Here is a 21335-nt window from a genome sequence, read left to right as displayed (position 1 = left end):
GTGGTATGACGCTTCCAACTCGACCAATCATTGCCCCCTCGATTTTGGCGGCAAACTACGCCGCTCTTGGCGAGGATATTGCAAAGGTAGACAACGCTGGCTGGATTCATGTGGACATCATGGATGGTCACTTTGTGCCGAACCTTTCGTTCGGCCCGGACGTGACAAAGGCGGTGAACGGAGTGACCGACCAGATTCTCGATGTGCACCTCATGATTGAGGAGCCGGAGAAGTGGGTTGACGAGTACATCGCCGCCGGTGCAGACTGCGTCATCTTCCACGTGGAGGCGACGGATAACCCGCGAGCGCTGATCGAGGCACTCAAGTCCAAGGGCGTGCGCGCCGGTTTCTCTGTCAAGCCCGGCACTCCCATAGAGGACTACCTCGACCTCGTCGATATCGCCGATCTGGTGCTCATCATGAGCGTGGAGCCCGGTTTTGGCGGCCAGAAGTTTATGCCGGACATGTTGGATAAGGTCCGCACCGTTCGCGAATACATCGATGAGAAGGGGCTTCCGGCCCTCATTGAGATCGACGGTGGCGTAGGCGAGGGCACGATCACCAAGGCTGCGGAAGCAGGTTGCGATGCTTTCGTTGCAGGGTCGGCGGTCTTTGGGAAGGACGATCCCCACGCAGCCGTCGACAAGCTCAAGGAGCTCGCAACCCTGTGATAGACAGGAGTGATGAAACCCACGCGAGCGACGTAACGGACGCGGGCGATGTAACGGACCTCCAGGCTGTAGCGGGGGCAAGTGAGCTCACCGAAGAACAACGGCTGGGAATCTCGGCTGCGCTCGACGCGGGCGAAGAAGCCGTGGGCAGGGCACGCCCCAACCCGGCGGTGGGGTGCGCCCTCGTGCGCGAGGGGCGCGTCATCGCCACAGGGTCAACCCAAGAGGTCGGCGGCCCACACGCCGAGATCATGGCGCTGCACGCAGCAGGCGACCAAGCCCGCGGTGCCACCGCCTACGTCACCCTCGAACCGTGCAACCACACAGGCAGGACCGGGCCGTGCTCACACGCGCTGGTAGAAGCAGGCATCGCCGCAGTGTGCTACCTCACCGCGGACACGTCCTCGCCCGAAGCCTCCGGCGGGGCCGACTACCTGCGCGAACACGGAGTAGACGTAACCTATATTCCGATCACCGTACCGGCACTCGAACCGTGGTTATTCGCCCAGGAACACAAGCGGCCGATGTTCACCGTCAAGCTCGCCCACACCATCGACGGCTACGCAGCGGCGCTAGACGGAACGAGCCAGTGGATCACAGGAGAGGCGGCCCGCGCCTACGCGCACCGCGACCGTGCCCGCAGGGATGCCATCCTCGTGGGGACAGGCACGGCGCTGGCGGACAACCCGTCGCTCACAGCGAGGAAGCCCGAAGGTGGGCTGTACCCGTACCAACCGGACCGGATCGTCTTCGGCTCCCGGAAACTGCCCCGTAGTTACAACCTGTACTCCACAGGGTTTTTGCAGGTCGATACCCTCGAGGAACTGCTGGCGCTGCCGTACAACGATATCCTCGTGGAGGGCGGCCCGGGGGTTGTGACAACGCTTTTTGCCGCAGACCTCGTGGATAGGGTCCACTCGTACGCAGCGCCCGCCTTTCTTGGAGCGGGAAAACCACTCGTCGCCCACGGCTGGGGCGAATCAATGGCAGACATCAAACGATTCAGGCGTACAGATACCATCCTTCTCGGGGATGATGTGCTCAACGTCTTAGAAAGAGATACACCCACGTGTTTACAGGCCTTGTAGAAGAAATCGGCACCATCGCGGGGCTCGAGCACCAGGCAGATTCCGTCGTCATCACCGTTGAGGCACAGCGGGTACTGTCGGGTGTCCAACTGGGCGATTCCATCTCGGTCAACGGTGTGTGCTTGACCGTGACGGAATTTACCTCATCCACCTTGTGCGCCGATGTCATGAAAGAGTCCCTCGACCGCTCAAACCTCGGCGACCTTTCCGTGGGGAGCCCCGTCAACCTGGAGCGCGCAGCCGAGCTCGGCTCCCGCCTCGGCGGGCACCTCGTCCAAGGACACGTCGACGGCGTGGCCCGATTGCTCTCACGCACCCCGGGCGAGCGCTGGGAGGTGTTCCGTTTCAGCCTGCCCAGCGAACTCGAACGCTACGTGGTGGAAAAGGGATCCATCTGCGTCAACGGAACGTCTCTCACTGTCTCTGCGGTCAGTGATCTGGGCGCCGGTGTGCAAGGCGACCGCGACACGCGATTCTTCGAAGTATCACTCATTCCGACCACCTTGCGCGACACCAACCTGGGGTCCGCCACAGTGGGAGACACGGTGAATATCGAGGTGGACGTGATAGCGAAATACGTGGATAGACTCCTCGCACCCAAGGACTTTGACCGACCTGTTACAGACTAAGGTGAAACGCGTGACTGAAACTGTAAAGCTCGATACCGTTGATGCAGCAATCGCGGAGATCGCTGCAGGAAGACCCGTTGTTGTCGTTGATGACGAAGATCGCGAGAACGAAGGCGATATCATCTTCGCCGCGGAGAAGGCCACCCCGGAGCTCATGGGGTTCCTCGTCCGCTATTCCTCCGGCTACGTGTGCGCCCCGCTGAGGGGAGAGGACTGCGACAGGCTGCAGCTCCCGCCCATGGTGCGCAACAACCAGGACGTGCGTGGCACCGCGTACACCGTCACCGTCGACGCGGCAACCGGCTCCACCGGAATTTCCGCAACGTCGCGCTGCGAGACGGTGCGTAGGCTGGCGAGCGCAACCTCCGTCCCCGAGGACTTCACCCGCCCCGGCCACGTGGCACCGCTACGGGCCCGCGAAGGTGGCGTGCTTGTCCGCGCGGGGCACACCGAGGCCGCCATCGATCTCGCCCGCCTGGCGGGGCTGCGCCCTGCCGGGGTTCTGTGCGAGGTTGTCTCCGAGGACGATCCGACCGACATGGCACGGCTGCCCGAGCTGCGCCGCTTTGCCGATGCGCACAGTCTCAAGCTCATCTCCATCGCCCAGCTCATCCAGTGGCGTCGCGAGCACGAAAAGCTTGTGGAGAGGGTAGTGGAGACCCGGCTTCCCACCGAATACGGTGAGTTCAAGGCTTACGGTTACACCTCGCTTGTCGACGGCATTGAGCACGTTGCCCTGGTAGCCGGAGAGATCGGCGACGGCGAGGACATCCTCGTGCGCGTCCACTCCGAGTGCCTCACCGGTGACGTCTTTGGTTCCCGTCGGTGCGACTGTGGCCAACAGCTGCACGCGGCACTGAAGAAGATCCAAGAAGAGGGCCGCGGAGTCCTCCTGTACATGCGTGGGCACGAAGGACGAGGGATCGGCCTTTTAGCCAAGCTCAAGGCCTACGAGCTGCAGGATCACGGTGCGGATACCGTGGATGCCAATCTGGCGCTCGGCTACCCGGCGGACGCGCGGGAGTACGGCACAGGTGCGCAGATTCTCGCCGACCTCGGTATCAAGAGCGTGAAGCTTATTACCAACAACCCCTCCAAGCGCGTGGGCCTCGACGGGTACGGAATTAACATCGTTGGCCGCGTGCCGATCTCCGTCGAAGTGAGCGAAGATAACTTCCGCTACTTGGAGACGAAACGCGACAGGATGGGGCACAAGCTCCCGGAGCTTGACGAGTTTGCCAAAACGCACCCCGAGTTTGTCAACCGGCTGCACCAGTCCATGGGCTCCACCCACGACGCGGGTTAAGGAATACGCCCAGCCTGGGCTACCATAGGTATAGTTTGTCAATCCCCGCCCGCCCGGCGGGGTTTGCATATGCGTGAAGCGAAAGATAATGAGGTAACAATGTCCGGAGCAGGTCTTCCCACCGTCGGCACACCCGATGCGACGGGCCTGAAAGTCGCCGTCGTCTCCTCCACCTGGAACGAGGAGATCACCGACGTGCTGCACGAACACGCCATCGCCATGGCGCGTCAGTGCGGGGCAACCGTCTATGCCGTGCGCGTTGTCGGGGCCCTCGAGATCCCCGTTGTGGTGCAGAAACTGGCCTCGGTTATGGACGCGGTGGTGGCAACCGGGTGCGTGATCAAAGGCGGCACCCCGCACTTTGATTACGTGTGCGATTCCGTCACGCAGGGCCTCACCCGCATCGCGCTGGACACGGGCACGCCGATTGGAAATGGCATGCTCACCACGAACACCGTGGAGCAGGCGCGAGAGCGTTCCGGTATCGAAGGCGCCACTGAGGATAAGGGCGCGGACGCAATGGTCGCAGCATTGCACACCGCCCTTGCACTGCGCACAATCGATGATGACGTGGAAGCTTTGAAGCAGTAGAAGGTAGAGTTTTCTCCGCACAGATGAGGGAGTTAGACAATGAGTGATTATACGGTTCCTGATAAAGACACCTCCGCGCCCGGCGCGGCCGGGCACTCTCCGCAGGGCGTTTCCTCGCCGAGCGACCACGACGAGAAGACCCTGACCCGGATGGTTGCGCTCGACCCCACAATCAGCTCCTCCAAGCCGTGGATTTTTGAGACCCGGTCGCGGTACCTCACCAAGGTGATGATCGGCGTCATGGTGCTCGTTGTTCTCGGTGGTGCGTTCATGACAGTGGCGGTGGGAACCGATGAAAACGGTGCCGCCCTGTCCGTAGCCGATGACCTTGCCTTTGTGGGGCTTGGCATCATTGGGCTGCTGTTGTGCCTGTTCATCCGCCGGCCGCGCGTGCGAGCAAACGAAGATGGGGTAGAGGTTCGTAACTTCCTTGGCACACGGTTTTACCCGTGGGAGATTGTGTACGGGTTGGCATTTCCCAAAGGTGACCGGTGGGCGCGCCTGGAGTTGCCGGAGTTCGAGTTCGTCCCGATGCTCGCTTTCCAGGCCGGAGACGGCGAACAGGTAGTGAAGAAGGTACACGAGTTCCGCGAACTCGAGGACAAGTACATGCCGGACGAGTAACTTGTCCGTCTGACTCCTGCGCTTAGATTTTCGCTCCCCGCAGCACAGGCTTTGCCTAGGCCTGAGTGCGGGGAGCTTTGTTGTGGCGCAGAGTTACGCAAAAACATAAAGTAACGCGCACGTGGCAGTGGGGCGAGCCGTGCGCGAGCCGGAATGGTGGGGCAACGGGCGTGCTTGTGAGCTGTGTGGGCACCCCGCTACATTGATAGGTGATTGAAGGAAGGACGAGCGCGAGTGGCTGATCCGTTGACATACCGCCCGGCACCAGGGACAATTCCGGAGGAACCGGGGGTGTACAAGTTCCGCGATGCCCACAAGACCGTGATTTACGTGGGCAAGGCGAAGAACCTCCGAGCCCGCCTTGCCAACTACTTCCAGCCGCTCCATGATCTGCACCCTCGTACCCGCCAGATGGTCACCACGGGTGCCTCCGTGGAATGGACTGTTGTTGCCTCGGAAGTGGAAGCGCTGCAGCTGGAGTACACGTGGATTAAGAAGTTCGATCCGAAGTTCAACGTCCAATACCGTGACGATAAAACCTACCCCATGCTCGCGGTATCGCTGAAAGAACAGTATCCGCGGGCGTTTGTGTACCGCGGGCCGCGGCGCAAAGGGGTGCGCTATTTTGGGCCGTACTCGCATGCCTGGGCAATCCGTGAGACCCTCGACCTGCTCACCCGCGTTTTCCCCATGCGCACCTGCGCCAAGGGTGTTTTCAACCGGCAACGCCAGCTGGAGCGCCCGTGCCTTCTGGGATACATAGAGAAATGCAGCGCCCCGTGCATTGGAAGGGTGACCGCCGAGGAGCACCGGGAGATCGTCGACGGCTTCTGCCGGTTTATGGCAGGCCAGACTGACGTGGTGACGCGGAGACTCAAACAGGAAATGGCGGACGCCGCCGCGGCCCTGGACTTTGAAAAGGCTGCCCGGCTGCGGGACAACCTCAAGGCCATCTCCAAGGCGATGGAGAGGCAATCCGTTGTCTTTGGCGATGGAACCGATGCAGACCTCATCGCCTTTGCCGTTGATGACCTCGAAGCTGCCGTGCAGATTTTCCACGTCCGCGGCGGCCGCATCCGTGGACAACGGGGCTGGGTAGTGGAGAAGGAAGGCGACGAGGATGTCCCCGAGCTCATGCAGGGGTTCCTCATGCAGTTCTACAACGATGCCAGCAGAGCCGGTGAGGAGACGGCTGTGGAACTGCAACGCCGAGGCGTGGATCAGCTTTCCCACGTGGATGTGAACAAGAACGCAATTGTGCCGCGGGAAGTCCTCGTCCAGCAGCTGCCGTTAGAAGTGGACGTGGTAGCAAGCCAGCTGGAGCAGCTGAGGGGCGCAGGTATTTCCCTGCGAGTTCCCCAACGTGGCGAGAAACGCGAGCTCATGGAGGTGGTGGAGCGCAACGCGAAGGAGGCTCTCAAGCAGCACAAGCTCAAGCGGGTGGGCGACCTGACAGCGCGCTCGGCCGCGATCGAGCAGCTCAAGGAATACCTCGAGATGGACGAAGTCCCACTGCGTATCGAGTGCACCGATATTTCGCACATTCAGGGAACCGACGTTGTTGCATCCCTCGTAGTCTTTGAGGACGGGCTGCCCAAAAAGTCCGATTACCGCCGCTACATCATCCGGGATCAGCCCGGAAACGATGTCGCGTCCATCGCGGAAGTGACACGGAGGCGGTTTAAACGCTACAACGAGGACAAGCTCGACATGCCCGAAGATGTGGAGTTTACCGACGCCGAGGCACAAAAGAGGTTCGCGTACCCGCCGCAACTGTTCATCGTCGACGGTGGCCTGCCACAGGTTCATGCTGCGGCGGAGGTCTTTGAGGAACTGGGAATCACAGACATCAAGCTCATCGGCTTGGCCAAGAGGCTGGAAGAGGTGTGGATCCCGGATGACGATGATCCCGTCATCCTGCCACGCTCGTCCGAGGGCTTGTACCTGCTCCAGCACGTTCGAGACGAGGCGCACCGCTTCGCCATCACCTTCCACCGGCAAAAGCGATCAAAACGCCTGCGAGTATCGGAACTGGATTCCATCCGGGGCTTGGGTAACCAGCGGAAAACCGATCTTGTCAAACACTTTGGTTCGGTCAAGCGCCTCAAGGAGGCCGCGGTGGAAGACATCACGGAGGTTAAGGGGATCGGTCCCAAGCTTGCGCAGTCCATCTTTGACGCGTTGCACCCCGATGCGGCGCGTACTGACGGTGCCACCCCGGCCGAGTCGGAGTAGAGAGCAGGGCTGGGACCCGCAGCTTCGCGGGGTAACCGCTTACCCAACGCGGTTACTCGCCCCCGCTTCGAGTGCCACTTGAGCCCGTCCCGGCGGCGAAGCCTGGTTGCAGTAAATCCGGGCCCTCCGGCGCGCTGAGGCGGTATTGTTGGAATCATGACTACTGATCCAGGAACCTCTGTGGCACGCGATAACGGCGACACATCCAACGAGGCGTTTGCCGGTGACAAGACGACGACGGAAAACCGCCCCGTACTCCTGACCGGAATGTCTGGGGCCGGCCTCAACACCGCGTCCCGGGTTCTGGAAGATATGGGTTTCTTTGTATCAGAGAATCTGCCGCCCCAGATTATCCTCGAGCTGGTCAAGCTCAGCTATTCCGAGGACTCCCCGGTGACCAAACTTGCCGTGGTCACCGACGTTCGCTCGAGGGAATTTCGAGGCGGGCTGATGCAGACTATCGACGAGCTTTCCGCGCGCGGGCACAACCCCATCGTCATGTTCTTGGAGGCCCGGGACGATGTCCTCATCCGTCGTTTCGACTCGGTGCGCCGTACCCATCCCCTCCAGGGAGCCGGGACGTTGCAGACGGGAATCGCCAGGGAGCGCGAGATACTGTCATCGGTGAAGGAAAACGCCGACATTGTGATCAATACCTCCGACTTGAGCATCCATGACCTGCGCCGGGCGATCGAGGCACGGCTCGCCACTATCGCACAGATGAAGCGCCACATCACGGTGCTTTCGTTCGGTTTCAAGCATGGTGCTCCTGCCGATGCTGACCTCATCGTCGACGCACGATTCCTCCCCAATCCGTACTGGGTTCCGGAGCTGCGGCCGTTCCGCGGTGTTGATAAGCCCGTGTCGGACTACGTCCTTGGCCAGCCCGGTGCCCAGGAGTTCGTGGACAAGTTCGTCGACATGCTCAACACCATGGTGCCCGGCTACCGAAGAGAGGGGAAGAACTTCATCACCATCGGAGTGGGGTGCACCGGCGGGCACCACCGGTCGGTGGCCGTGGCGGAGGAAATCGCCCGGCGTTTGCGGACGGCGGGCGAGGAAGTGTCCGTCTCCCACCGCGATATCAGCCGCTAGCAGCAGGCACGCTGCCTATTACAAGACCGGGCGACGGGTGGCCGTGGCCGGGTCGTAATCTACATAGTTGATTCTGTGGAAGTCACTTCTTTCACAGTGGGAAGTAATCACGATCAAGTGAGGAAAGGGTGACACGTGGCGAACATTGTGTGTCTCGGTGGGGGCCATGGACTATTTCAAACTCTCACGGCCCTGAGAAGGCAGGGGGAGAAAGATATCACCGCTGTCGTCTCCGTGGCTGATGATGGCGGGTCATCCGGGCGGATTAGGAAAGAACTGGAGCAGATTCCACCGGGAGACTTGCGGATGGCTATTGCAGCTCTCATTCCCGATAACGCCGGCAGCTCACCCGTCGGTTGGGAGGAGCTTCTCCAACATCGCTTTGGCGGCCACGGCGCACTCGCCGGCCACGCGGTGGGAAACCTGCTCATCGCCGCGGTGACGGAGATCACGGGGAGCTCGGTAACAGCCTTGGACACAGTGGTGCGTGCATCCGGCGCAGTGGGCCGGGTTCTCCCCGTCAGCTGCCAACCTCTGCAAATAGAGGCGGACGTATCCGGCCTCGATCCCACCAACATTGGCAATATTTACCCCGTGCGAGGCCAGGTGGCGGTTGCCTCAACAACCGGCTCTGTGCAGAGAGTGCGCCTTATCCCGGCGAACCCACGGCCCAGCGAGGAGACGTTGGACGCAATCTCCCAGGCCGACCTCATCACCCTTGGGCCCGGTTCCTGGTTCACATCCGTGATCCCCGATGTTCTCATCCCCGGGGTGGAGCAGGCGATCAACGCATCGTTGGCGACCACGGTGGTGGTGCTCAACCTGTCCGCTGAGCCGGGGGAGACCGCCGGTTTTACCGCGGAGCGGCACCTGTATATGCTCAAGCGGCATTCGCAGCGCCTCCACGTTGATTACTTCCTCGTGGATAAGAACATGGTGAATTCAGAAAAGGAACAGCGCGAGCTCGTCATTTCTGCATCAGATTTTGGGGCCCAGGTGTTGTTCCGAGACCTGTGCGAAAAGGATCAGTTTGGTACCCCAACCGATAGGCATGACCCTGCCTTGCTCGGTGCCGCGCTGATGGAAATCAAGGATCACGTGGCTTCCTAATGAAACCTAGGTCGCTCAAATTAAACCGCACTGACAATGGAGGAAGCGGAGTAGCCAATGACACTCACTAACGATGTGTGTGCGGAGCTTGTCACAGTTCCGCTTGATCGGACTTCGGCTGCCAGCGAGTTGGCAACGATCATTCGCCTGGCCGGTAGCTTCGAGCACGGATCGCAGCTCACGCTCACAATCGCGTGTAGCGATCCACGTGTGCTTAAGAGGGTGTCTGTTCTCCTCCACGAGGAGCTGCTGCTTAACGGGCGGATTGACGGCGACACCCTCGTCGTGAGCGACAACGTGGCACCGGCGCTGCGAAAATTGGGGCTCATCACGCGAGGAGGGACTCCCGTGCGTGGCTTGCCCATGTTCATTGTCAATGGGTCGATGTTGGAAGCAGAGGCGGCGTGGCGCGGCGCGTTCCTGGTTGCCGGCACCCTGATGGAGCCAGGCCGCAGTTCTTCCCTGGATATTCAGTGCCCCTGCCAAGAGGTAGCACTCGCCCTGGTGGGCTGTGGGAGGCGCCTCAACTTCACCGTGAAGAGCAAAGACGTACGTGGATCTGAGCGCGCTGTAATCAAGGACGAACATGATATCGGCGCACTGTTGACGCGATTGGGGGCGTCCCGGACGCGGATCGTGTGGGAGGAGGAGCTCAAACGCCGCCAGAAGACGACGGCCAACTCACGGCTCGCGAACTTTGACGATGCCAACATGCGCCGCTCCGTCCAGGCGGCGATCGCCGCCTCGGCTAAGGTCAGCCGTGCTTTGGAGATCCTCGGTGACGATGTTCCCGATCATCTTGCCGAGGCTGGCCATCTCCGCACCACCTATCAGCAGGCATCCTTGGAAGAGCTGGGCAAGCTCGCTGATCCGCAGATGACCAAGGATGCCATCGCCGGCAGGATTCGCCGTCTGCTCACCACGGCGGATCGGCGGGCCAAGGAACTGGGAATCCCGCCCACATCGGAGGCCCTCAAACACCTCGATGAGGAGCCTGATGGCTTCTATCCAAGGCAGTGATAAGAAGGTAAACGAGCCCGCGTGGTGCGGTGTACCGGAGTGGCAAGCATCGCACCAGGTGGGTTTCTTCACTAGGGAATAGCTCAGGCGGGGGTTCACTCAGGCAGGGGCAATCACGTGGGGTTCACACGCGCGAGGTTTCGCTCGCGCGAGGGCTCGCACGAGTGGGGAAATGTGAAGGACGAGGTTGCCTTGCTGAGGCGAATTTCCGCGTCGTAAGTGTGAAGAATGCGCGGGGCAGTAGCCAGTGTGACTAAAAACACAAAGGTGTACCTTTGTTTAAAATGAGTGAACTTTGCCGGTGGTGCGGGCTAGCGGGCGAGTTACGTTTTTCCACGAAAACGGGCATGAACAAACATGTCTGTGCCGCGAAAGCGGGCACTTGTGGTCTCAATCGGGCAGTTTTTGCCCGTGATTATGCCCGTTTTGCTGGCGCTTTCGGAGCCGGAGAAAAGATGTTCATGCAGGATGTTGATTATCCCGGTACAGTTGGAAACGTGGAGTTGAGAAACTGACATCGCCCACATGAGGATCGTCTGCAAGCTCGACAAAGATGTTCGGCTTGGACGGGCTCACGGAAGCAACCTCCACACTAAGGCGCTCACCGCGCGCTGGCTTAGTGCCGGTTGTGAATAGGTGCCAACAAGTGCGTCGGTTTCGAAACAAAACACGAACTGCACAACAAAACTTCAAGGAGAAAAACGTGACTGTACGTGTAGGTATCAACGGCTTTGGTCGTATCGGCCGTAACTTCTTCCGCGCCGTCCTCGAGCGCGGTTCCGACCTGGAAATCGTGTCCGTCAACGATCTGACTGACAACAAGACCCTGGCTCACCTGCTCAAGTACGACTCCATTTTGGGCAAGCTCTCCGATGACATTACCTACGACGATGAGTCCATCACCGTCGACGGCAAGCGCATCATCGTTCACGCAGAGCGCGACCCCAAGAACCTCAAGTGGGGCGAGGAGAACGTGGACATCGTCATCGAGTCCACCGGTATCTTCACCGAGCGTTCCGCAGCAGCTGCTCACCTCGAGGCAGGCGCCAAGAAGGTCATCATCTCTGCACCGGGCAAGAACGTTGACGCAACCTTCGTCGTTGGTGTGAACCACACCGACTACGATCCGGAGAACCACGTCGTCGTGTCCAACGCTTCCTGCACCACCAACTGCCTCGCTCCCGTGGCCAAGGTGCTCAACGATGAGTTCGGCATCGTCCGTGGCCTCATGACCACCGTTCACGCTTACACCGGTGATCAGCGCATCCACGATGCCCCGCACCGCGACCTCCGCCGTGCACGCGCCGCAGCTCAGAACATCGTTCCGACCTCCACCGGTGCCGCTAAGGCTGTTGCTCTCGTGCTCCCGGAGCTCAAGGGCAAGCTCGACGGCTACGCTCTCCGCGTTCCGGTCATCACCGGCTCCCTCACCGACCTCACCATCGATGTGGAGAAGGAAGTCACCGTTGAGGAAGTCAACGCAGCTATCAAGAAGGCTGCTGAGGGCGAGCTCAAGGGCGTTCTCGGCTACACCGAGGATCCGATTGTTTCCACCGACATTGTCACCGACCCGCACGGCTCCATCTTCGATGCCGGCCTGACCAAGGTCATCGGTGGCACCCAGGTGAAGATCGGTTCCTGGTACGACAACGAGTGGGGCTACACCAACCAGCTCGTTCGCCTGACCGAGTACATGGCAGACAAGTTCTAAGCAGCATTAGTTAGCTCACTGTAGCTACAAGCAAGGTACATCCTGATCCTCGTGCCAGTCGGATTCCGCAGCGAGGAATTGCCTTAGGCTTTGACTGAAAGCCCCGCATCCTGGCACTTTCGCGAGGGTGCGGGGCTTGTCTTATGCGGTGCTCCACGCTTTAGTGCCTGCAGCACTGCGCCGCACCGTTGCGCTGGGGTGAGTTGACGCCCCACCGCCAACACCCACAGAGTTACTAGCAAATTTTTTCCAAAGGAGTTTTTTTATGGCTGTTAAGCAGCTCAAGGACCTCATTGAAGCAGGTGTTGAAGATCGCTACGTCCTCGTGCGTTCGGACTTCAACGTTCCGCTCGATGACGACCGCAACATTACCGATAAGGGCCGTATTACCGCCTCTCTGCCCACCCTCAAGGCGCTTGTCGACGCCGGTGCCAAGGTTGTCGTTATGGCCCACCTTGGTCGCCCGAAGGGTGAAGTAAAGCCTGAGTTCTCCCTCAAGCCCGTCGCCGAGGCTTTGAGCGACGAGCTCGGCCAGTTCGTCGCTCTCGCCGGCGATGTCACCGGCGAGGACGCGCACGAGCGCGCCAACGGCCTCAACGCCGGCGACGTTCTGCTCTTGGAGAACGTCCGTTACGATCCCCGCGAAACGTCCAAGAAGGAAGAGGAGCGCGCAGAGTTCGCCGACGAGCTCGTCGCCCTCGTTCCCGGTGGCGCCTTCGTTTCCGACGGCTTCGGCGTGGTCCACCGCGCCCAGACCTCCGTGTACGACGTTGCCAAGCGCCTGCCGCACTACGCCGGCGAGCTGGTGAACAAGGAGATCTCCGTTCTCGGCTCCGTAGCCAAGGATCCGAAGAAGCCGTACGCCGTGGTGCTCGGCGGCTCCAAGGTCTCCGACAAGCTCGGTGTCATCGAGGCGCTGGCGAAGAAGGCCGACAAGATCATCATCGGTGGTGGCATGTGCTACACGTTCCTCAAGGCTCAGGGCTACAACGTTGAAAAGTCCATGGTTGAGGATGACATGGTCGAGACCTCCAAGAAGCTGCTCGAGGAGTACGGCGACAAGATCGTTCTCCCCGTTGACCTCGTGTGGGCCGACAAGTTTGACAAGGACGCGGACAAGAAAGTCACCGACCTGGACAACCCGCCGGCCGGTTGGCTGTCCCTCGATGTCGGACCGGAGACCGTGAAGAAGTACGCCGAGGTTTTGGCCGATGCCAAGACCATCTTCTGGAACGGCCCCATGGGCGTGTTCGAGTTTGAGAAGTTCTCGGACGGCACGCGTGGTGTGGCTGAGGCTATCATCGCTGCTACGGACAACGGCGCGTTCTCCGTCGTCGGCGGCGGCGACTCCGCAGCCTCCGTCCGTACGCTGGGGCTGCGCGAGGATGGTTTCTCGCACATCTCCACGGGCGGTGGCGCATCGCTCGAGCTGCTCGAGGGCAAGGATCTGCCCGGTATCAAGGTTTTGGAAGAGGAGAACTAAATCATGGCACGTAAGCCACTCATCGCTGGCAACTGGAAGATGAACAACGACCACCTTGAGGCAACCAAGGAGGTCCAGGCTTTTTCCTTCGCACTGGAGAAGCACGACGATTACTTTGACAAGGTAGATGCCGCGTTCCTCGTTCCGTTCACCGACATCCGCAGCGTGCAGGTGTTCGCAGAGTCCGAGAATCCGAAGTTCACCTACGGTGCGCAGGACATCTCTACCCACGACAAGGGTGCCTACACCGGCGAGGTATCCGGCGCCATGCTGAGCAAGCTCGGCTGCACCTACGTTGTGGTGGGCCACTCGGAGCGCCGTGAGTACCACGGTGAGACCGATGAGCTCGTGGCAGAGAAGGCTCGCGTCGCGATCTCCAACGGCCTCACCCCGATCATCTGCGTGGGCGAGAGCCTCGAGGTGCGCGAGGCAGGCAACCACGTGGAGTTCGTCGTCGAGCAGACGAAGAAGTCCATCGAGGGCATTGAGAACATCGAGGATGCCGTCATCGCCTACGAGCCCGTGTGGGCCATCGGCACCGGCAAGGTTGCAACGCCCGCCGACGCGCAGGAAGTGTGCGCCGCGATCCGTGAGGTAGTGGGCGAGGGCGTCCGCATCCTTTACGGTGGGTCCATGAAGGCGGAAACCGCCGCGGACCTCATCGCCCAGAAGGACATCGACGGCGGCCTCGTCGGCGGTGCCTCCGTGCACGGCGAGGACTTTGCCAAGCTCATCGCCAACGCCGCCGAGAGCCTGTAAGAGCTGTCGTAAGCGGCCCTTACTGGCCAGCCTGCGGACAATCCCGTCGGGCTGTGCCCAGCTGAGCGGTAAGTGAAATAACCCGTGCCACCCTCCGTAACGAGGGTGGTACGGGTTTTTCCTTTTCTTTCCACTAACTGGGCTAGACCAGTGTGGGAAGCTCATCGCCGTCCAGTCGGAATCTACAACCAGCGGGGTGGTGCGGGGACCTCGCCGGAGGCGGTGCCTGCGAGGTGTACGCCAACGAAGCCACGGCCGGCAGCCCACCGTGCCGGGGAGGCTACCGAGCCGCACACCTCCGTGGTGGGCGTAACCGCGTCATCCACGGTCCAACGCGCACCGGAGGCGTCGTCGACAAGCACAATGCCCTCGCCCACACCTTTCGAGTGCCACTTGCCCACGATGTCCGGGAGGAGGGAGCGCAGGAAAACGTCGGGCATCGCGGAGAAGCGGGCCGTTTTGCCGAGATAAACGGCGTGAATCCACACCTCACGGGCCCGCATCCACAGAGTCTCCTGCATCGGCACGGTACGGCCCTGAGCCGTCTTTACCGTTGCCTCCCAGGCCTTTCCATCCGCCTTCTCCCACACCTTGAACAGGCGGATGACGTGGAGATCGTTGAGGTTACGGATCGCCCCAGGTGGAAGCGTGGCGCCGAAGTTGATCTCCTCGCCACGTGCGGTGGGTGAGGAGTACATGGGCTTTTCCTCGCCAGTAAGCGCCCAGTACACGAGGTTGGTGACCGCTTTGGCGTTGTATTCCACGTGTGCCGTGAGGTGAGCGATGTCCCAACCAGGTAGGTTGGAGGGCTCCCCAAATTCGTCATCGGGGATGAGACCCACCTGTCCAAGGTAATAGGCGGTGCCACGGCGGACGATGGACAACCGCTGCTCGATGGTCAGATCGTCAAACGGACCGGCCATTACGCATACACCGTTTTGTTGGCAATTTCTCCCAGTCCCTCAATCTTGACGGTGACCACTTGGCCATCGCCGATGTAGAGTTTCGGATCGCGGGCGTGACCAACGCCACCCGGAGTGCCGGTAGCGATGACATCGCCGGGGTTGAGCGGGTACAGCTGGGAAATGTATTCCACCAGCGCCTCCGGATTAAACACGAGGTCATCGGTGGGCGTGGTCTGCACCTTCTTATCATCCAGGTAGGTTGCAAGCTCACCACCGAAGGTGAAGGAATCTGCGGTGGTCATCCACGGTCCGAAGCCAGCGGATTTGTACAGTGACTTGCCCTGGTGCCACTGGAGGGTACGATACTGGAAATCACGCAGAGTGTAGTCGTCCATGATGGCGTAGCCGGCGATGAAATCGGCTGCGCTATCCTTGGACACCTGGTAGGCGGTCTTACCGATGATGACGGCAAGCTCGCCCTCCCAGTCGAGCGCCCCCGTGGCGTACGAGGGCACGTGTACATCATCGTAGGGGCCGGTGAGAGCGTCGGGGAACTTGACAAAGAGCGTGGGATTCTGCGGTAGTTCCCGGCCCATTTCCTTAATGTGGTTGGCGTAGTTCAGCCCCACGCAGATCACCTTTTGAGGGCTCGGGACCACGGGTGCGAGATCGGTCTTGCCAAAGGTGATTTTCTCGCCGGAAGCTTCGGCTGCCCGGTCCTTCCAATCGTCCTTCATAAGCAGGGCTCCCAGGTCGGCGAAGCCGAAAATAGGTGTGGCGGCGGTGTCCGAATCGGCTCGGGCGCAGACGGTGGTGCCGTGGTGACGGATGGTTGCTAGACGCATGGTTATGCTCCTTCTGGTACGTAGGTACTTGCAAAGTTCAGCTCTTCAAAAATTGGGGCATCGGAGAACATGAACATGTCCACGCCGTTGTCGCCGGCGGTGACAGTCCACAGCTTCCATGAGGGAACGACGGTGACATCACCGTGATTGAGCTCGAAGGTCTCATCCTCCGATGGTAACCGTGGCGGAGCCCTCAAAGCACTGGATCACCCTGTTGCCCACCTCGCGCAGAGGGGTCGTGGTGGTGCCGGCAGTGAGGCGGTGGAACTCCGCGCGGATGGTGGCCATCACATCGCCACCCGTGGTGGGGTTGGTGTAGCGAAAGGCTGCGTGGCCCGGTTCCACTACACCGGGGAAGCCCTGTTCCTCGAGCTCAAGCTGGTCATTGAGCGCGGCATCGGTGTGTGCCCACGAGTAGCAGCCGATGGGGGTGATCCCGGCGGAGTCTCCGTTTTCCTCGAACCGCCCGGCCCAATGACCACAACACCAGTGCCCAGGCTTTACGACGTTCCCGATGCCTTACAACGGTTCCGGGGTGTACGACGGTCCCGACGTTCACGACGGTCCCGACGCTATTCGACGGAGGCTACCGTGGCTCCCCTCGATGTTGGTCGCGCCACTCAATGTCCCTAAGGTTGACAACCGCCATCGAAAGTGAGGCCTGGAAACTTGTCAGTACTGCAGCATGTCGGTTGTAGGGGCAGATTGGCTGTAGTGTATAGTGGTGAGATGCGTACGCGGGAGTGGTAGCATTATTTTCTCCCAACCGAGCTGCTAGTAAAGGAATTATTCGTCCATGACCTTGGCACTTCAGATCATCTTTGTCATCGCGAGTTTGCTCATGACGATCACTATTCTCTTGCACAAGGGCAAGGGTGGCGGTCTGTCCAGCCTGTTCGGTGGTGGCGTGCAGTCGAACCTGTCCGGTTCCACTGTGGTGGAAAAGAACCTGGACCGCATTACTATCGTCATGGTCGTGATCTGGGTGGGCTGCATTATTGCGCTCAACCTCATCCAGTCTTACGGTCTGTAAGGATCTTCGAATTCCTTCTACTTTTACTTTGCCCGAGACCATAAAGCACGGTCTCGGGCATTTTGTCGTTTCGTACCCGCACACGTATTGCGGGTTAAGGTGCTCAACGGATACAGGGATTGTGCGTGTCGTCCATGGTATCTCGCCTAAGATTCGCTGCCTAAGGAGATCAACTCAAGGGGATTGTGATCGCCAAAGTAGTGAATTGCTCGGTTTGATGGGAGGCCAACACTGTTTTGATGCCTTCCACTGTCTCTTGACGGTTTCTCGCGGATATAACCATTCTTATGTGATGTTTTTCATAGGTCTGTGTGGTTGTGGGGTGGTGGAGGGGTGGTTTTATGATTGGGGTGGAAATTGCTGGTTGGGTTGTGGAGGGTGTTGTGGTTTGTTCTGTGTTGTTTTCGAGGGTGGCGGTGGCCTCGGAGTTTGAGCCGTTGTGCACGGATACTATGCAGACTGTCGCCCCAGACCAGCGGGAGGATTTCCGCCCCGATTACTTCACAGATGATGAGGATTTTGCTGCTGTGGCACCGGCGGATGGTGGGTGGCGTACCCGGAGTGCAGACGACTGGTGCAGCGCATTGTACGGGGTGGAGGAGAACAGCGGGGAGGCGGAGGAGTCCGCGCGGTTCGTACCCACTAGGTTGGGGGATGACCTGGTGATGGTTTCTGCCTCAGAGATGGGATTGATCCAGCAGATGATGGAGGATGCCTACGCTTCGGGGGAGTCGAAGGATCATGTGGAGTCGTGCGGGATGTGGTCTGATCAGGTGGATCTTTCGGTGGTTGCGGATGTGGCGGTGGATAAACACACCACTGATGTGGCGGAAACTTTGGTGGCTGCCCAGCAGCAGGAGCGGCGTGCGTGTCAAGCAGTGCGGCCCACAGGAATTGAGATTTGTGGGGCGATTTTAGACAAGTACCGCCAGTTGGGGTGGCCTGCTAACTGGTTGGGGTGGCCGACAGAACCAGAAAGTGTCAACCCTGATGGGCAGGGCTATAGGCAGCGGTTTGCTACAGGGTTTATTTATTGGCACCCCGCTATTGGTGCTCATGCGGTTGCGAAGCTCAGTGTCTGGTCAAAGAGAGAGCCCTATGCGGTCTATCCGATAGATTTATTGCAATCCTTTTGGACTACAGAGTATGATCGGCAGAATTTTGACAAAGGGCCGTCAGGCTTATGAGCGACCGCAAAATTGGCTGGGCAGTAATTATACTGTGCCTTGTTTGCGTTATCGTCGTCCCTCTCAGTCTCTTTGGGTACTCCTACGGTGGCGAGATTTGGTCGCACATGCAAAGAGATCGAGCGGGGGAGAATCCACATGGCTTGCCTAGTGAAGTAGGAATTCTCGGTGTTGCGGTTTCAATTGATGATTTTTCTGCTGATGATATATGGTTTCAAACCAATGAACATGGTGAGTATAAGAAGGATCTGAAACACCGGATTTACGCAGCTTCTCTCATTCGATGGGGTGAAGGCAACTACGCGATCATGAATGAAGGGTCCATTGATGTGATCAATCCTGCTCATGGTTCAACTAAATCTATCCCTACGGGAGTAAACGCCTTTGGAATGATGTCGGGTGTTCAATCAGAAAATGGGACCCACTTACTCCTTAAAACGTTTTCAGAAGAAAGCGCTGACCGGCTTTTTACTTTGACCGACGGGGAACGGACACGGCCTGTGTGGGTAGATTGGGAATTAGAACCCGAGCACTTTGCTGTGTCTGACGAGGGAGAAGCGTTCATTCTCCAACGAGATGAGGATCGTAAGGGCTTCTGTATCACGAGTTTTACATATACCGGAACTGTGCAACGCAACTGTGAGCGCATGGATCGAGACCGCTACGTTGATCTAACAGTATTTGGTTTTATCCAGGGCACACCATATTTATTTGTGGACTGGTTATCCGACACTGGGGACGGCGGTTGGTACGTATATAAAAGGGACGTAGACGGGTGGAAACGAGTCAACGGGCAATCTGTGTTTTCATACGACGCTAAGAAGCAGGGCTACATTGTAGAAAGGTTTGCCTTAAATGGAAGAATCTACATGTTATCAGAGGAAGCGGGCCTGTTGTCGTTTCCGATACCGACGGCCGATACTGTGGACCTAGATGCTCGTTTCACCGATCTTAGTGACTCAATCAACGGGCCTTTGATCTCATACACCGTCGACGGCAACATTATCCATTACGTTTTCTACAAGTCCGACGATGTTTTTTCCGGCCCTTACCTAGTCTCGTTTAACATCGATGATCCATCCAAAAGAGTCGGCCCCTGGGAGATTCCCCCTGAACTCGTAAGAGAGTCTCTCTTTAGTTCGTACCGGGAGATTAGGTCCACAATCATCTATGACCAAAAGACTCGGGAAAAACTAGGTGCACAGTAGTGGCTACAGCGAAAACCGCTGTACCCGTCTACCACGCACCTGCATCGGAGATAAGGCAGCTACCCAAGCTCCGAGGTGAAGACCGTCGCATTCGTGCGGCGGGTGACCTCTGCTGCGGGGCACTCGGTGGCTGGTTTGCCAGCGTCAACTGCCGCGAAGGCAGCTGCCTTGGCCTTTCCGCTGATGAGCAGGATTGCTTTGTCAGCGCGCGCAACCGCGGGGAACGTCAGCGTAAGCCGCTGCGCCGGGGGTTTAGGGGAATCGGTGACAAAAGTGACGAGCCAGTCCTCTTCGACGAGAGCCGCGTGGCTGGGGAACAAGGAGTTGACGTGGCCGTCGGGCCCCACGCCGAACAGGTGCACGTCGAAACGCTCCGGAAGGAGCGCCTCGTACTCGGTGGCCTTGTTCGTAAGGTAGGCCGAGTCCTCGGTGCCGTCGAGCCCGAAGGAGTGAATGTTGGACTCCGGGATCGGCACGTGGTTGAGGAGCGCCTCACGGGCCTGGCCCTCGTTGGATTCGGGGTCAGCTACCGGCACGTTGCGCTCATCGCCGAAGTAGACATGGGTGGTTTCCCAGTTGATAGCGTCAATGGGGAAGCTTTCCCGCTGTTGCTCCGCGGCCTGATGTAGGGCGAGGAGCTGGCGGCACGTCTCTATCCCGGCCGTCCCACCTGTGAGCACAAGGTGGGCCTCTCCACCGGAAGCTTGCTTGGCGGCGAGAGTGGTCACCACGTCCTGCGCGGCGCGCTCACACATATCGCGGAGGGTGGGAAGATCGGTGTGGGAAAAAGACATGGGGTGGCTCCTTTGACTGTGTTACTGATCTGCTTCGAGGTAGGTGACCTTGGACAACCCGTCGAGGGCGCCCGCGTAGGCCTGATCGGGGACGAGGTGACGCATTTCCTCAGAAAGGCAGTCCACGTCGGGCCTGCGACCCTGGGCGATCTTCGTCGCCGGGCCATCGCCGATGGTGAGCTCAATCGTCTCCGAGTCGGCGACAACGAGGCGGACGCTGCCGGTGTCCCTTTCCAGGATGACTTCCGCGACCGGGGTGGCAGGGTTGCCGTTGTGATCGACAGGGCGATCCGCGGTGCCCCGCACCTCACGGTACACCGGAACCCCGAGGACGTCGGCAAGCCAACCAGCAGCAAGATCGACGGTCGGGCTCACCGCGAGCCCAAACACCTTCGCGCTGCGCACCGGTTCGAACGGAGGCTGATCCAGGGCCGAGGCGAGGATGCCACGCCACGGGGTGAGCCGGGACCAGCAGAGATCCGAGTCGCCCGGCGTGTAGTTCGAGCGGCGCCGGTAGATGGCATCCTCGGCGGGATCAAAGAATGAGTCGGTGATGCGGCGCATGGCCAGCTTTCCCAACGGATCGTGCGACGGATTGACAGGTGCGGAGGCGGGCCACCACACCACGATGGGGGTATCGGGCAAAAGCAGGGGAGTGACCACGCTATCGAGGTGCTCAGTCACCTCGCCACGCAGCTGCATCCAGATGATCTCCGAGGCGCCGGCATCACCACCCACGTGGAGCTCGGCATCGATGACGGACGAGGCGTGGAAGCCGAGGCTGTGCTCCTCGGCCAGTGGCTCGAGCACGAGCACGCGCGACGGGTGCTCTTTGGACGAGGACGAGATCGTGTGGAACAACCGGTCCTTATTCGTCTTGCCGTTAATAACCACGATGAGCGTGAGAACATGGTTGGTGCGTGGCTGCATGCCGGAGGTCTCAATCTGCTCCAGCTTGGAGGCGATCTCCTTAGTGGACGTGTTGCGCAACTGGTGCATGCTAGTTCCTTCCTCGTGGTGTGCCTGCGGTTGTGTGCTTTG

At 59.7% G+C, this 21335-nt stretch carries 23 protein-coding genes; 17 read left to right on the top strand and 6 right to left on the bottom strand.

The window, feature by feature from the left end; all coding sequences use genetic code 11:
• Positions 1-5: 5 nt before the first annotated feature.
• The 14 genes from rpe to tpiA all read left to right on the top strand — a co-directional run bounded on the left by rpe (position 6) and on the right by tpiA (position 14322).
• Positions 6-671 carry a ribulose-phosphate 3-epimerase gene (gene rpe / locus HMPREF1219_RS03155; protein ID WP_040427161.1) on the top strand — a complete coding sequence of 222 codons (666 nt, stop codon included), beginning with the start codon at positions 6-8 and terminating at the stop codon, positions 669-671.
• Positions 668-1759, top strand: coding sequence for a bifunctional diaminohydroxyphosphoribosylaminopyrimidine deaminase/5-amino-6-(5-phosphoribosylamino)uracil reductase RibD (gene ribD, locus HMPREF1219_RS03150; RefSeq protein WP_016457571.1), 1092 nt, complete (start codon positions 668-670; stop codon positions 1757-1759). Before rpe ends, ribD begins: the two co-directional genes overlap by 4 nt.
• Entirely contained in the window at positions 1741-2388 is a 648-nt protein-coding gene (locus tag HMPREF1219_RS03145; RefSeq protein WP_016457570.1) for a riboflavin synthase, read from the top strand. The genes ribD and HMPREF1219_RS03145 overlap by 19 nt, the downstream gene beginning before the upstream one ends.
• A gap of 1 nt (position 2389) precedes the next feature.
• Entirely contained in the window at positions 2390-3694 is a 1305-nt protein-coding gene (locus tag HMPREF1219_RS03140; protein WP_040426823.1) for a bifunctional 3,4-dihydroxy-2-butanone-4-phosphate synthase/GTP cyclohydrolase II, read from the top strand.
• Positions 3695-3793: 99 nt separating this feature from the next.
• Entirely contained in the window at positions 3794-4285 is a 492-nt protein-coding gene (gene ribH, locus HMPREF1219_RS03135; protein ID WP_016457568.1) for a 6,7-dimethyl-8-ribityllumazine synthase, read from the top strand.
• Positions 4286-4324: 39 nt separating this feature from the next.
• Positions 4325-4909, top strand: a complete 585-nt coding sequence (locus tag HMPREF1219_RS03130) for a PH domain-containing protein (protein WP_016457567.1) — start codon at positions 4325-4327, stop codon at positions 4907-4909.
• Between the two features lie 234 nt (positions 4910-5143).
• A complete protein-coding gene (gene uvrC / locus HMPREF1219_RS03125) occupies positions 5144-7144 on the top strand; it encodes an excinuclease ABC subunit UvrC (RefSeq protein WP_016457566.1) in 2001 nt (666 codons plus the stop codon).
• A gap of 156 nt (positions 7145-7300) precedes the next feature.
• Positions 7301-8239: an RNase adapter RapZ gene (gene rapZ / locus HMPREF1219_RS03120; protein ID WP_040426821.1), complete on the top strand. Its 939-nt coding sequence runs from the start codon at positions 7301-7303 to the stop codon at positions 8237-8239.
• A 135-nt stretch (positions 8240-8374) separates the two neighbouring features.
• Positions 8375-9349, top strand: a complete 975-nt coding sequence (locus HMPREF1219_RS03115) for a gluconeogenesis factor YvcK family protein (RefSeq protein WP_016457564.1) — start codon at positions 8375-8377, stop codon at positions 9347-9349.
• Between the two features lie 57 nt (positions 9350-9406).
• A complete protein-coding gene (whiA, locus tag HMPREF1219_RS03110; RefSeq protein ID WP_016457563.1) occupies positions 9407-10369 on the top strand; it encodes a DNA-binding protein WhiA in 963 nt (320 codons plus the stop codon).
• A gap of 284 nt (positions 10370-10653) precedes the next feature.
• On the top strand, positions 10654-10884 hold the full coding sequence (locus HMPREF1219_RS12750) for a hypothetical protein (protein WP_156823200.1): 231 nt from the start codon (positions 10654-10656) through the stop codon (positions 10882-10884).
• A 188-nt stretch (positions 10885-11072) separates the two neighbouring features.
• Complete coding sequence (gene gap, locus HMPREF1219_RS03105) at positions 11073-12080, top strand: type I glyceraldehyde-3-phosphate dehydrogenase (protein WP_016457562.1); 1008 nt, start codon at positions 11073-11075, stop codon at positions 12078-12080.
• Positions 12081-12345: 265 nt separating this feature from the next.
• Positions 12346-13563: a phosphoglycerate kinase gene (locus tag HMPREF1219_RS03100; RefSeq protein ID WP_016457561.1), complete on the top strand. Its 1218-nt coding sequence runs from the start codon at positions 12346-12348 to the stop codon at positions 13561-13563.
• A 3-nt stretch (positions 13564-13566) separates the two neighbouring features.
• Positions 13567-14322, top strand: a complete 756-nt coding sequence (tpiA, locus tag HMPREF1219_RS03095; RefSeq protein ID WP_016457560.1) for a triose-phosphate isomerase — start codon at positions 13567-13569, stop codon at positions 14320-14322.
• 182 nt (positions 14323-14504) lie between these two features.
• Here tpiA and HMPREF1219_RS03090 read toward each other — a convergent pair whose 3' ends face one another.
• From HMPREF1219_RS03090 to HMPREF1219_RS12145, 4 genes are read right to left on the bottom strand one after another with little or no spacing between them, the layout of a single operon-like run.
• Positions 14505-15245, bottom strand: coding sequence for a maleylpyruvate isomerase family mycothiol-dependent enzyme (locus tag HMPREF1219_RS03090; RefSeq protein WP_016457559.1), 741 nt, complete (start codon positions 15243-15245; stop codon positions 14505-14507).
• Positions 15245-16072 (bottom strand): fumarylacetoacetate hydrolase family protein, encoded by an 828-nt coding sequence (locus HMPREF1219_RS03085; protein WP_016457558.1) that lies wholly within the window; start codon positions 16070-16072, stop codon positions 15245-15247. The genes HMPREF1219_RS03090 and HMPREF1219_RS03085 overlap by 1 nt, the downstream gene beginning before the upstream one ends.
• A 2-nt stretch (positions 16073-16074) precedes the next feature.
• Positions 16075-16269 (bottom strand): hypothetical protein, encoded by a 195-nt coding sequence (locus tag HMPREF1219_RS12745; RefSeq protein WP_143485521.1) that lies wholly within the window; start codon positions 16267-16269, stop codon positions 16075-16077.
• Positions 16235-16417, bottom strand: a complete 183-nt coding sequence (locus HMPREF1219_RS12145) for a hypothetical protein (protein WP_016457557.1) — start codon at positions 16415-16417, stop codon at positions 16235-16237. The genes HMPREF1219_RS12745 and HMPREF1219_RS12145 overlap by 35 nt, the downstream gene beginning before the upstream one ends.
• Before the next feature lie 451 nt (positions 16418-16868).
• On the opposite strand from HMPREF1219_RS12145, the gene secG reads away from it, so the two are divergent.
• The 3 genes from secG to HMPREF1219_RS03065 all read left to right on the top strand — a co-directional run bounded on the left by secG (position 16869) and on the right by HMPREF1219_RS03065 (position 19500).
• On the top strand, positions 16869-17105 hold the full coding sequence (gene secG, locus HMPREF1219_RS03075) for a preprotein translocase subunit SecG (protein ID WP_016457556.1): 237 nt from the start codon (positions 16869-16871) through the stop codon (positions 17103-17105).
• Positions 17106-17446: 341 nt separating this feature from the next.
• Positions 17447-18292 (top strand): LGFP repeat-containing protein, encoded by an 846-nt coding sequence (locus HMPREF1219_RS03070; RefSeq protein WP_016457555.1) that lies wholly within the window; start codon positions 17447-17449, stop codon positions 18290-18292.
• On the top strand, positions 18289-19500 hold the full coding sequence (locus HMPREF1219_RS03065) for a hypothetical protein (protein ID WP_016457554.1): 1212 nt from the start codon (positions 18289-18291) through the stop codon (positions 19498-19500). The genes HMPREF1219_RS03070 and HMPREF1219_RS03065 overlap by 4 nt, the downstream gene beginning before the upstream one ends.
• A 59-nt stretch (positions 19501-19559) precedes the next feature.
• On the opposite strand, the gene pgl is transcribed toward HMPREF1219_RS03065, so the two are convergent.
• Entirely contained in the window at positions 19560-20294 is a 735-nt protein-coding gene (pgl, locus tag HMPREF1219_RS03060; RefSeq protein WP_016457553.1) for a 6-phosphogluconolactonase, read from the bottom strand.
• Between the two features lie 21 nt (positions 20295-20315).
• Complete coding sequence (locus tag HMPREF1219_RS03055) at positions 20316-21293, bottom strand: glucose-6-phosphate dehydrogenase assembly protein OpcA (protein ID WP_016457552.1); 978 nt, start codon at positions 21291-21293, stop codon at positions 20316-20318.
• Between the last annotated feature and the right edge of the window lie 42 nt (positions 21294-21335).

The organism is Corynebacterium pyruviciproducens ATCC BAA-1742, assembly GCF_000411375.1.
Taxonomy (GTDB): Bacteria; Actinomycetota; Actinomycetes; order Mycobacteriales; family Mycobacteriaceae; genus Corynebacterium; species Corynebacterium pyruviciproducens.
The sequence above is the reverse complement of the archived record's forward strand: the minus strand, read 5'-3'. Positions and strand labels throughout refer to the sequence as shown.

Bases quoted from the DNA above. Each gene is read 5' to 3' on its own strand.
- whiA (WP_016457563.1), top strand. From the start codon at position 9,407: ATGACACTCACTAACGATGTGTGTGCGGAGCTTGTCACAGTTCCGCTT.
- HMPREF1219_RS03100 (WP_016457561.1), top strand. From the start codon at position 12,346: ATGGCTGTTAAGCAGCTCAAGGACCTCATTGAAGCAGGTGTTGAAGAT.
- rpe (WP_040427161.1), top strand. From the start codon at position 6: ATGACGCTTCCAACTCGACCAATCATTGCCCCCTCGATTTTGGCGGCA.
- HMPREF1219_RS03055 (WP_016457552.1), bottom strand. From the start codon at position 21,293: ATGCACCAGTTGCGCAACACGTCCACTAAGGAGATCGCCTCCAAGCTG.
- HMPREF1219_RS03085 (WP_016457558.1), bottom strand. From the start codon at position 16,072: ATGCGTCTAGCAACCATCCGTCACCACGGCACCACCGTCTGCGCCCGA.
- HMPREF1219_RS12750 (WP_156823200.1), top strand. From the start codon at position 10,654: ATGAGTGAACTTTGCCGGTGGTGCGGGCTAGCGGGCGAGTTACGTTTT.
- HMPREF1219_RS03130 (WP_016457567.1), top strand. From the start codon at position 4,325: ATGAGTGATTATACGGTTCCTGATAAAGACACCTCCGCGCCCGGCGCG.
- pgl (WP_016457553.1), bottom strand. From the start codon at position 20,294: ATGTCTTTTTCCCACACCGATCTTCCCACCCTCCGCGATATGTGTGAG.
- ribH (WP_016457568.1), top strand. From the start codon at position 3,794: ATGTCCGGAGCAGGTCTTCCCACCGTCGGCACACCCGATGCGACGGGC.
- HMPREF1219_RS03070 (WP_016457555.1), top strand. From the start codon at position 17,447: ATGATTGGGGTGGAAATTGCTGGTTGGGTTGTGGAGGGTGTTGTGGTT.
- HMPREF1219_RS03090 (WP_016457559.1), bottom strand. From the start codon at position 15,245: ATGGCCGGTCCGTTTGACGATCTGACCATCGAGCAGCGGTTGTCCATC.
- tpiA (WP_016457560.1), top strand. From the start codon at position 13,567: ATGGCACGTAAGCCACTCATCGCTGGCAACTGGAAGATGAACAACGAC.
- rapZ (WP_040426821.1), top strand. From the start codon at position 7,301: ATGACTACTGATCCAGGAACCTCTGTGGCACGCGATAACGGCGACACA.
- HMPREF1219_RS03065 (WP_016457554.1), top strand. From the start codon at position 18,289: ATGAGCGACCGCAAAATTGGCTGGGCAGTAATTATACTGTGCCTTGTT.
- secG (WP_016457556.1), top strand. From the start codon at position 16,869: ATGACCTTGGCACTTCAGATCATCTTTGTCATCGCGAGTTTGCTCATG.